The 9,780-nt window shown below is 63.9% G+C and carries 8 protein-coding genes; 1 reads left to right on the top strand and 7 read right to left on the bottom strand.

Annotated elements, in window-relative coordinates:
- Positions 1-92: 92 nt before the first annotated feature.
- From mutT to secA, 4 genes are all read right to left on the bottom strand, one after another.
- A complete protein-coding gene (gene mutT, locus D1Y85_RS24170; RefSeq protein WP_124153610.1) occupies positions 93-515 on the bottom strand; it encodes an 8-oxo-dGTP diphosphatase MutT in 423 nt (140 codons plus the stop codon).
- Entirely contained in the window at positions 512-1,384 is an 873-nt protein-coding gene (locus D1Y85_RS24165) for an ATP-binding protein (RefSeq protein ID WP_124153609.1), read from the bottom strand. The genes mutT and D1Y85_RS24165 overlap by 4 nt, the downstream gene beginning before the upstream one ends.
- A 17-nt stretch (positions 1,385-1,401) precedes the next feature.
- Positions 1,402-2,631 carry a bifunctional glutamate N-acetyltransferase/amino-acid acetyltransferase ArgJ gene (gene argJ / locus D1Y85_RS24160; RefSeq protein ID WP_124153608.1) on the bottom strand — a complete coding sequence of 410 codons (1,230 nt, stop codon included), beginning with the start codon at positions 2,629-2,631 and terminating at the stop codon, positions 1,402-1,404.
- Between the two features lie 163 nt (positions 2,632-2,794).
- Positions 2,795-5,599, bottom strand: coding sequence for a preprotein translocase subunit SecA (gene secA, locus D1Y85_RS24155; protein ID WP_124153607.1), 2,805 nt, complete (start codon positions 5,597-5,599; stop codon positions 2,795-2,797).
- Positions 5,600-5,967: 368 nt separating this feature from the next.
- On the opposite strand from secA, the gene D1Y85_RS24150 reads away from it, so the two are divergent.
- Complete coding sequence (locus D1Y85_RS24150; protein ID WP_124153606.1) at positions 5,968-6,441, top strand: DciA family protein; 474 nt, start codon at positions 5,968-5,970, stop codon at positions 6,439-6,441.
- A gap of 91 nt (positions 6,442-6,532) precedes the next feature.
- Here D1Y85_RS24150 and lpxC read toward each other — a convergent pair whose 3' ends face one another.
- From lpxC to ftsZ, 3 genes are all read right to left on the bottom strand, one after another.
- Positions 6,533-7,450 (bottom strand): UDP-3-O-acyl-N-acetylglucosamine deacetylase, encoded by a 918-nt coding sequence (gene lpxC, locus D1Y85_RS24145; RefSeq protein ID WP_124153605.1) that lies wholly within the window; start codon positions 7,448-7,450, stop codon positions 6,533-6,535.
- Positions 7,451-7,707: 257 nt separating this feature from the next.
- Positions 7,708-8,217 (bottom strand): peroxiredoxin, encoded by a 510-nt coding sequence (locus D1Y85_RS24140; RefSeq protein WP_124153604.1) that lies wholly within the window; start codon positions 8,215-8,217, stop codon positions 7,708-7,710.
- 314 nt (positions 8,218-8,531) lie between these two features.
- On the bottom strand, positions 8,532-9,731 hold the full coding sequence (gene ftsZ, locus D1Y85_RS24135) for a cell division protein FtsZ (RefSeq protein ID WP_124153603.1): 1,200 nt from the start codon (positions 9,729-9,731) through the stop codon (positions 8,532-8,534).
- Positions 9,732-9,780 lie beyond the last annotated feature (49 nt).

The raw sequence follows: 9,780 nt of genomic DNA, 5'->3' as shown, positions 1-9,780 counted from the left end.
CGCTCCGCCCACGGATACGCATCAGTGAGCGGAAAAGCGAACGAGCAATAAAAAAACCGCTGCGCGATTCACGCAGCGGTTTTTTTTTCGCCTCACTCGGCGGCCAGCCACTCCAGCACCGGGATGGTTGCCGGCAGAAGCGGTTTGACGCTCGCCGGCAGCAACTGCCAGACGAACGCCTGTCCCTCGCGTCCGTGCGGCTCGCCGCTCCATTCGGTCACCTTGCAGAAGTAAAGCCGTACGTAGGCATGCGGGTAGTCGTGTTCGAGCGTGTGCCACAGATGGCACGCCTTCACGTCGATGCCCAGCTCCTCGTGCAATTCGCGCGCGAGCGCCGCCTCGATCGACTCGCCCACCTCCAGCTTGCCGCCCGGAAACTCCCAGTACCCGGCGTAGGGTTTGCCTTCCGGGCGTTGCGCCAGCAGATAGCGGCCGTCCGGCTGCACGATCACGCCGACCGCCACCTCGGTGACGGGCCGGATCTGCGCCGATCCAGGCTCGGAAGCCCCGCTCATGCGTTTTGCACCTTCTTACCCGACCAGTCGCGCGCGAACTGCCACGCGACGCGGCCCGAGCGCGAACCGCGCTCCAGCGCCCAGACGAGCGCGTCGCCGCGCGCGGCTTCGACTTCGGCGTCACCGCATCCGAAGTGGCGCAGCCAATGGCCAACGATCGTCAGGTAGTCGTCCTGCTTGAACGGATAGAAGCTCACCCACAGGCCGAAACGCTCGGACAGCGAGATCTTCTCCTCGACCACCTCGCCTGGATGGATTTCGCCGTCGGGCATGTGCTTGTACGTCTCGTTGTCGCTCATGTACTCGGGCAGCAGATGACGGCGGTTCGACGTCGCGTAGATCAGCACGTTTTCGCCCTGTGCGGCCACGGAGCCGTCCAGCGCCACCTTGAGCGCCTTGTAGCCCGATTCGCCCTCCTCGAACGAGAGGTCGTCGCAGAACACGATGAAGCGCTCGGGGCGGCCAGCGATCAGATCGACGATGTCGCCGAGATCGTGCAGGTCATCCTTGTCGACTTCGATCAGACGCAGGCCGTCCTTCGCGTAAGCGTTCAGGCAAGCCTTGATCAGCGACGACTTGCCCGTGCCGCGCGCACCCGTGAGCAGCACGTTGTTCGCAGGCTTCTTCTGCACGAACTGGCGCGTATTGCGTTCGATGAGGTCTTTCTGGCGGTCGATGTTCTGCAGGTCGTCCAGCGTGATAGACGAAACCGCCGGCACCGGCTGCAGATAGCCGCGGCCCTGGCGCTTGCGCCAGCGGAACGCCACGGCCGCGTTCCAGTCGACTGTGGGCGCGGCTGGCGGCAGCACCGCTTCAAGGCGGCCGAGGAGCGCTTCGGCGCGAGTCAGAAACTGTTCGAGCTTATCCATGGGAATCGATGCGTAAGTCAGGAGCGGTAGTCGGCGTTAATGCTCACGTAGTCGTGCGAGAGGTCGCAGGTCCAGACCGTGGCCTGCGCGTTGCCGCGGCCGAGCAGCACGCGGATCTGGATCTCGCTCTTCTTCATGACGCGCTGGCCGTCCTCCTCCTGGTACGCCGGGTTGCGACCGCCGGCCTTCGCGACGAGCACGTCGTCGAGATAGAGATCGACCTTGTCGACATCGAGGTCGGTTACGCCCGCGTAGCCGATCGCAGCCAGGATGCGGCCCAGGTTGGGGTCCGACGCGTAGAAAGCCGTCTTGACAAGCGGCGAGTGACCGATCGCGTAGGCAATCTGGCGGCACTCGGCAACGGTCTTGCCGCCTTCGACGTGCACGGTCATGAACTTCGTCGCGCCTTCGCCATCGCGCACGATCAGTTGCGAAAGCGTCTGCGCCACTTCGGTCACGGCGTCGCGCAGCGCCGCGTAAGCGGGCGAGTCCGTCGACGTGATGGCCGGCAGGCTCGACTTGCCCGACGCGATCAGGATGAACGAGTCGTTCGTCGAGGTATCGCCATCAATGGTGATGCAGTTGAACGAGCGGTCCGCGACGTACTTCACGAGTTCGTCGAGGACTTGCTGCGCGACGTTCGCATCGAACGCGAGGAAGCCCAGCATCGTTGCCATGTTCGGCTTGATCATGCCGGCGCCCTTACTGATGCCCGTGAGGGTGACCGTATGGCCGTCGATCGTGACCTTGCGCGACGCGGCCTTCGGCAGCGTGTCGGTCGTCATGATCGCCTGCGCGGCGTCGTACCAGTTCGCGGCCTGGCGGTTGGCGAGTGCGGCGGGCAGGCCGGCCTTGAGGCGGTCGAGGGGCAGCGGCTCCAGAATCACGCCCGTCGAGAACGGCAGCACCTGCGAAGACTCGATGCCCGCGAGTCGCGCGAGTTCGTCGCAGGTTGCGCGCGCGATAGCGAGGCCCGGCTCGCCCGTGCCGGCGTTCGCGTTACCCGTGTTGACGACGAGCGCACGAATCCCCTTACCGTTCGCGAGATGCTCGCGGCACACCGTCACCGGCGCGGCGCAAAAGCGGTTCTGCGTGAACACGCCCGCGACGCTCGCGCCTTCGTCGACGGAAATCACGAGCACGTCCTTGCGGTTGGGCTTGCGGATATTGGCCTCGGCCCAGCCGAGCGTCACGCCGGCGATCGGATGGAGTTGTGCGGGATCGATCGAGGGGAAATTGACAGCCATGGTAGCGACCTGTCTAAAAGGCAATGCCGGCCAAGGCGCTTAAGGCCTCACCGGCATTGGGAATCAGGAAGGCCGTGCCCGGAAACAAGGTCCAGACTACGGAATCAACGGCGAGGCCGCGCGAAACAGGCGGCGACGCGGTTCACGCGCACGCCGCCGGGAATCACGCAATCCTGCCGTGGCACTGCTTGTACTTCTTGCCGCTGCCGCACGGACACGGATCGTTGCGGCCCACCTTCGGCACGCCCTGGCCGTCCGTCGCGTGCGCGTGGCCCATGGCCGCGCCGACCATCGCCGTAGCCGCATCGGCCGCAACCGGCGCCGCTGCCGGACCGGGCGCGGCCTCGGCTTCGGCGAATTCGGCGTGACGGAATTCGACATTCTCCAGATGGCTGCTGTGCTCTTCCATCTGCTCGGCGGCCTGTTCGAGTTGCTCCGGCGACTGGATCTGCACGTTCATCACGATGCGCGTGACTTCGAGCTTCACCGCTTCGAGCATCGCGGCGAACAGTTCGAACGCTTCGCGCTTGTATTCCTGCTTCGGATTCTTCTGCGCATAGCCGCGCAGATGAATGCCCTGACGCAGATGGTCGAGCGCGGCAAGGTGTTCGCGCCAGCTGCGGTCGAGCGTCTGCAGCATGACCGAACGCTCGAATGCGCTGAACGATTCGCGACCGACGAGCGCGACCTTCTGCTCGTAGGCTTCGTCGGCGGCGGCGATCACGGCTTCGAGAATCTCATCGGCGTCGATCGACGACGACTCGTTGATCATCTCCTGGATCGCAAGGTCGAGCTGCCATTCGTTGCGCAGCACTTCCTCCAGCTCGGGGACGGCCCACTGCTCCTCGATGCTGGAGTGCGGCACGAACTGGCGCACGATCTCCGTGATGACGCCATGACGCATCGCGCCGATCGTCTCGGTGATGTCATGCGCTTCGAGCAGCTCGTTACGCTGCTGGTAGATCACCTTGCGCTGATCGTTCGACACGTCGTCGTATTCGAGCAGCTGCTTGCGGATATCGAAGTTGCGCGCTTCGACCTTGCGCTGCGCCGACTCGATCGAACGCGTGACGATGCCCGCCTCAATCGCCTCGCCTTCGGGCATCTTCAGGCGGTCCATGATCGAGCGCACTCGGTCGCCGGCGAAGATGCGCAGGAGCGGGTCTTCGAGCGACAGATAGAAGCGCGACGAGCCCGGATCGCCCTGACGGCCCGCACGGCCGCGCAGCTGGTTGTCGATACGGCGCGATTCGTGGCGCTCGGTGCCGATGATGTGCAGGCCGCCCGCGGCCTTCACCTGATCGTGCAGCGTCTGCCATTCGTCGTTGAGCTGCTGGATGCGGCGCGCTTTTTCGTCGGCGGGGATCGCTTCGTCGGCTTCGATGAACGACGCCTGCTTCTCGGCGTTGCCGCCGAGCACGATGTCGGTACCGCGACCCGCCATGTTCGTGGCGATCGTAATGCGCTTCGGACGGCCCGCTTCGGCGACGATCGCCGCCTCACGCGCATGCTGCTTCGCGTTGAGCACTTCGTGCGGCAGCCCGGCCTTCACGAGAAGATCCGCGAGCAGTTCCGAGTTCTCGATCGACGTCGTGCCGACCAAAACCGGCTGGCCACGCTCGTAACAATCGCGGATGTCGCGGATCACGGCGTCGTAACGCTCGCGTGCGGTCTTGTAGATCTGGTCCTGCTTGTCGATGCGCTTCGGCGGCCGGTTCGTCGGGATCACGACGGTTTCGAGGCCGTAGATCTCGTTGAATTCGTACGCTTCGGTGTCGGCCGTGCCGGTCATGCCCGACAGCTTCGCGTACATGCGGAAGTAGTTCTGGAACGTGATCGATGCGAGCGTCTGGTTCTCGCTCTGGATCTTCACGTGCTCCTTCGCCTCGACGGCCTGGTGCAGGCCGTCCGACCAGCGGCGGCCAGCCATCAGACGGCCGGTAAATTCGTCGACGATGATGACTTCGCCGTTCTGCACCACGTAGTGCTGGTCCTTGAAGAACAGCGTGTGCGCGCGCAGGGCGGCATAAACGTGGTGCATCAGCGTGATGTTCTGCGGCGCGTAGAGGCTCTCGCCCTCGCCGATCAGGCCCCACTCGGCGAGCATGCGCTCGGCCTTCTCGTGGCCCGATTCCGTGAGGAACACCTGACGCCCTTTTTCGTCGAGCGTGTAGTCGCCCGGCTTTTCGACGCCCGTGCCGTCGGCCTTCTCTTCGCCGATCTGGCGTTCGAGCAGCGGCGGCAGCGCATTCATGCGCACGTAGTTGTCGGTGTGGTCTTCGGCCTGACCCGAGATGATGAGCGGCGTGCGAGCCTCGTCAATCAGGATCGAGTCCACTTCGTCGACGACCGCGAAGTTCAGCGCACGCTGCACGCGCGCCTCGGTCTCGTAGACCATGTTGTCGCGCAGGTAGTCGAAGCCGAACTCGTTGTTCGTGCCGTACGTGATGTCCGCGCCATAAGCCTCTTGCTTCATGGCGTGGTCCATCTGCGACAGATTGATGCCGACGGTCAGACCGAGGAAGTTGTACAGGCGGGCCATCCACTCGGCATCGCGCTGTGCGAGGTAGTCGTTCACCGTCACGACGTGCACACCGCGGCCGGCGAGCGCATTCAGATACACGGGAAGCGTCGCGACGAGCGTCTTGCCTTCGCCGGTGCGCATTTCAGCGATCTTGCCGTAATGGAGCACCATGCCGCCGATCAACTGGACGTCGAAGTGGCGCATCTTGAGCACGCGCTTGCTGGCTTCGCGGCAAACCGCAAACGCCTCGGGCAACAGCTCGTCGAGCGAGGTGCCGTTCGCGACGCGTTCGCGGAATTCATCGGTCTTCGCGCGCAGTTGCTGGTCGGTGTATTGCTCGATCTGCGGTTCGAGCGCATTGATCGCCGCGACCGTCTTCTGATACTGCTTGACCAGGCGCTGATTGCGGCTGCCAAAGATTTTCTGTAAGAAACCGGTGCTCATCGGATCGGTGTCGGCGTCGGGGCTTCGACCAGGATTCCTCGCAGGTTTTCGGCGGGTTTTTTGCGCGCTCTCTGCGCTTACCCTGCCCAGCCTGCGGGCGCACCCGGTTTGGAAAGACCTCGGCGACTTAAGCCCAAATTAGTGGATTTGAATCGGGCATTTTAGCACGCGCCCTCGTGGCCGCCTGTGTCAGTAGCAAGACGTCCCGAGCGCGTGAAATGCCCGCGCGGAAAGCCTCCCGGCCGCTCGGTCCCCATCTGCGGGCAGGTCCTGGCCGAACGACTGGAAGGCGCGTGGGCGCTTGCCGCGCAAGCTACAATGACGACATCTGCATGCGGCGTCGCGTGCGCGCCCGTCCTCCTTCTGACATGAGCCGTTTTTCGCCATTTTCAAGGCCGTCTGCGCCAGGTTTCGCCCGGCCGGTCGCCGAACTGTTGAGCCGCGCTGAGGCGCTCGCGCCGCTGCGCGCGGGCGTCGAGCAGATGACGGCCATGCGGCGCGACCTGGCGGCGTTGCTGCCGGACTATCTCGCGACAAGTGTCGAGCCGGGCTTCATCAAGGACGGCAAGCTGGCGCTGTTCACGGCGCATAACGCGCTCGCGGCGCGGTTACGTCAACTGGAACCGCGGCTCGTTGCCGACTTGCAGGCGCGCGGCTGGCCGCTCGATTCAGTGCGCATTCGTGTGCGTCCACAATCGGTGAAGGAAGCAAAGCCGCCCAAAGAAGCGCGCATGTCGCCCGCGGGTGCGGCGGCGCTGAGGGCGCTCAGCGAGGAGCTGCCGCCTTCGCCACTTCAAGAGGCACTCGCGAAAATGGCGGCGCGCCACTCGAGCAAGCGCTGACTCGCTTCTCGCGTCTCAAGGCGGCATACGCTGGAAATGAAAAAGGGCGGCATCAAGCCGCCCTTTTTGCTGACACTGCCGAGCGCTGCGCTCAGGCGAATGCGGTTTGCGCTTCGTAGCCGAAGCCGAGCGGCGCCTTTTGCTTGTCGTCGAAGGTCACCAGTTCCCAGGCGTCTTCGTGCTTGAGCAATTCGCGCAGCAGCGCGTTGTTCAGGCCATGGCCCGACTTGTACGCCGTGTACGAAGCGAGCAGCGGATGCCCGACCACATACAGGTCGCCGATCGCGTCGAGCATCTTGTGCTTCACGAACTCGTCGTCGTAGCGAAGGCCGTCGTTATTCAGGATGCGGTATTCGTCGAGCACGATCGCGTTGTCCATGCTGCCGCCGCGCGCGAGGCCCAACTCGCGCATCATTTCGACTTCGTGCGCGAAGCCGAACGTACGGGCACGCGCGATCTCGCGCACGTACGACGTGTTCGCGAAATCGACTTCAAGCGCCTGGCCCGTCTTGTCGACGGCCGGATGGCGAAAGTCGATCGTGAACTTCAACTTGAAGCCGAAATACGGATCGAGGCGCGCAAATTTGTCGCCCTCGCGGATTTCGACCGGTTTCTTGACCTTGATGAACTTCTTCGCCGCGTTCTGCTCTTCGATACCCGCCGACTGGATCAAGAACACGAACGAGGCCGCGCTGCCGTCCATGATGGGAATTTCTTCCGCGGTCACATCGACGTAGAGGTTGTCGATACCAAGGCCCGCGCACGCCGACATCAGATGCTCGACCGTCGAAACACGCGCGCCATCCTTCTGCAGCACCGAGGCGAGGCGCGTGTCGCCGATCGCCATCGCCGACGCGGGGATGTCCACCGGGGTCGGCAAATCCACGCGCGAAAACACGATGCCCGTGTCCGGGGCCGCCGGACGGAGCGTCAGGTCGACCTTGCGGCCCGAGTGCAGGCCGATGCCGACTGTCTTCACGATTGATTTGATGGTTCGCTGCTTCAACATGGTGTTCTGTTCATTGAAAATCCCAATCGGGACTTTTTAATTCATAGCGCGAATTATACTCCAGATGTGCGGAGTTCGTTGTTCTCCGCAGCGCGATAGTCTGTTTCCCGCTGTTACGCCAACGGAGTCAAGTAGCAGGGCCGATGCCCGAAACGGAGGCGTTTCCGGTCATCGGCCTGCCTGGTGCCACGTAATGGCCCGTCACAATTGCACCGTCGGCCTGTTGCGCTGCGGCAACGTGTCGCCGGGCGGCGCACTCAGGCGGGACCCAATGTGGCGAGGATGCTCGCCGCATCGCTGACTTCGAACTTGCCGGGTGCTTCGACGTGCAGCGTCTTGACCACACCGTCGTCGACCACCATCGCATAGCGCTGGGAACGAAGCCCCATGCCACGCGCCGACAAATCCTGCTCCAGACCAAGCGCCTGGGTGAATGCCGCGCTGCCGTCGCCCATCATGCGTACCTTGCCCGCGGTACGCAGTTCGCGCCCCCACGCGCCCATCACGAACGCGTCGTTGACCGACACGCACCAGACCTCGTCGATACCGGCCGCGGCAAGCGCCCCGGCCTTCTCGATGTAACCCGGAACGTGCTTCGCAGAACACGTGGGCGTAAACGCGCCTGGCAATCCGAAGATCACCACACGCTTGCCCGCCGTCTGTTCGCGCACGTTGAAGCTGTTCGGCCCCAACGTGCAGCCTGCGCGGTCATCCTCGACGTACTCGTAGAGGGTTGCGTCGGGCAGCAATTCACTCTGTTTGATCATGGCTCGTCCTTCGCGTCGATGCGCCAGCAAATTACACGCGGTATCTCGCCGCGATACTTCGCCGCAGTACTTCGCAATTATCGGCCATCAGGCTTTCAGGATCGTCAGGCGGCACGCCACCCTTGCCGCTCCGCCCATAGCGTAGCCGGCAACCGTCCCTGCCGCACATCCTCGCGGATGCAGCTCTGCTGACCATCATTGCGACGCTTCGCGTGTGTCGACCGGAGTTCGCGCTTTAGCGCCGACTCAAGTCCCTGGTCCGTCCGCGGGCGAGCGCAAAAACTGCGCCGCGCCGCAGCCAGACATCCACACGCTCAGTCCGCCTGCTTGCGCAAAAACGCCGGAATATCGTACGTGTCGACGCCCTTTTCCTGCAGCGCCTGAACGTGCGAAGCGGCGGTGTCGCGCGACGTGCGCCAGACGGCCGGCGTATCGAGCGCGCCGTAGTCGGCCGTCGAACCGGCCTGCGCGTGCGTTGCGTACGTCTGCATCGTCGGGATCGGATGGTTGTCCGTACCGGTGCGCAGCAGCGTCATCGGTGCCGCAGACTGCTGCTTCTTCGCCACGCGGCCGAGACCCGTCGCGACCACCGTCACACGCAGCGCGTCGCCCATCGCGTCGTCGTACACCGCGCCGAAGATCACCGTGGCGTCTTCCGCCGCGTAGCTCTTGATGGTGTTCATCACTTCGCGCGTTTCCGACAGACGCAGCGAACGGCTCGACGTGATGTTGACCAGCACGCCACGCGCACCCGACAGATCGACACCTTCGAGCAGCGGGCTCGCCACGGCCTGTTCCGCCGCGAGGCGCGCGCGATCGACACCGGCGACCGTCGCCGTGCCCATCATCGCCTTGCCCTGCTCACCCATCACCGTCTTCACGTCTTCGAAGTCGACGTTCACGAGACCGTCGACGTTGATGATTTCGGCGATGCCGGCAACCGCGTTGTTCAGAACGTCGTCAGCGCACTGGAAGCACTTGTCCATTTCGGCGTCATCGCCCATCACGTCGAACAGCTTGTCGTTCAGGACGACAATCAGCGAGTCGACGTGATCCTCCAGTTGCTGCGCACCGGTTTCTGCCACGCGCATGCGCTTGCCGCCCTCGAACTCGAACGGCTTGCTCACGACGCCGACGGTCAGAATGCCCATTTCCTTGGCGATCTGCGCCACGACCGGTGCCGCGCCCGTGCCCGTACCGCCGCCCATGCCTGCGGTGATGAACACCATGTGCGCGCCACGCAGTCCGTCGGCGATACGCTCACGTGCTTCTTCTGCAGCCGCGCGACCCATCTCCGGCTTCGCACCTGCGCCCAGACCCGTGTTACCGAGCTGGATCACGGCCGACGCACGCGAACGCGAGAGCGCCTGCGCGTCCGTGTTCATGACGATGAAATCGACGCCTTGCACGCCGCGGTTGATCATGTGCTGAACGGCATTGCCGCCAGCGCCACCCACGCCCACCACCTTGATGATGGTGCCGTTGGTTTCGGTTTCCAGCATCTGGAATTCCATGTTGCCTCCGTCAAGAAAGAGATACCGCTCCTCGGCCGTTATCCGGTGG

The sequence above is a fragment of the Paraburkholderia dinghuensis genome, from assembly GCF_003837865.1.
In the GTDB taxonomy this organism is placed as follows: domain Bacteria; phylum Pseudomonadota; class Gammaproteobacteria; order Burkholderiales; family Burkholderiaceae; genus Paraburkholderia; species Paraburkholderia dinghuensis.
This window is presented reverse-complemented; position numbering and strand designations above follow the sequence as displayed.

Bases quoted from the DNA above. Each gene is read 5' to 3' on its own strand.
- secA (WP_124153607.1), bottom strand. From the start codon at position 5,599: ATGAGCACCGGTTTCTTACAGAAAATCTTTGGCAGCCGCAATCAGCGC.
- D1Y85_RS24165 (WP_124153609.1), bottom strand. From the start codon at position 1,384: ATGGATAAGCTCGAACAGTTTCTGACTCGCGCCGAAGCGCTCCTCGGC.
- mutT (WP_124153610.1), bottom strand. From the start codon at position 515: ATGAGCGGGGCTTCCGAGCCTGGATCGGCGCAGATCCGGCCCGTCACC.
- D1Y85_RS24150 (WP_124153606.1), top strand. From the start codon at position 5,968: ATGAGCCGTTTTTCGCCATTTTCAAGGCCGTCTGCGCCAGGTTTCGCC.
- D1Y85_RS24140 (WP_124153604.1), bottom strand. From the start codon at position 8,217: ATGATCAAACAGAGTGAATTGCTGCCCGACGCAACCCTCTACGAGTAC.
- lpxC (WP_124153605.1), bottom strand. From the start codon at position 7,450: ATGTTGAAGCAGCGAACCATCAAATCAATCGTGAAGACAGTCGGCATC.
- argJ (WP_124153608.1), bottom strand. From the start codon at position 2,631: ATGGCTGTCAATTTCCCCTCGATCGATCCCGCACAACTCCATCCGATC.
- ftsZ (WP_124153603.1), bottom strand. From the start codon at position 9,731: ATGGAATTCCAGATGCTGGAAACCGAAACCAACGGCACCATCATCAAG.